This window comes from Pseudomonas frederiksbergensis, assembly GCF_003732665.1.
Taxonomy (GTDB): Bacteria; Pseudomonadota; Gammaproteobacteria; order Pseudomonadales; family Pseudomonadaceae; genus Aquipseudomonas; species Aquipseudomonas frederiksbergensis_G.
The window spans coordinates 1-268 of sequence record NZ_MOBP01000066.1 but is presented as its reverse complement, the minus strand read 5'-3'; the positions used below and the strand labels follow the sequence as shown (position 1 = coordinate 268).

The 268-nt window shown below is 64.6% G+C and carries 1 protein-coding gene; it reads left to right on the top strand.

Annotated features, from left to right (window positions below; genetic code table 11):
• A partial coding sequence (locus BK665_RS33170) for an efflux RND transporter permease subunit (RefSeq protein WP_148053274.1) occupies positions 1-268 on the top strand: 268 nt, incomplete at both ends.

Below are 268 nucleotides of genomic sequence, written 5' to 3'. Positions count from 1 at the left end.
GGTGGACAGCGCGATTCCGCGGTTGCCGGCGGCGCGGGACACGCCATCCGTGTCGCGCCTGACCACCAGCGCCACCTCGTGGCTGACCTACGTCATCGATTCCGACAGCCTGGATGAAGAGGCGCTGTCGTGGTTCGTCGACAACGAAGTGAGCAAGAAGCTGCTGTCGGTCCAGGGCGTGGCGCTGATTTCGCGAATGGGCGGGGTGGATCGGGAGATTCAGGTCAACCTGGATCCGGCATTGATGGCCGGGCTGGGTATTCGCGTC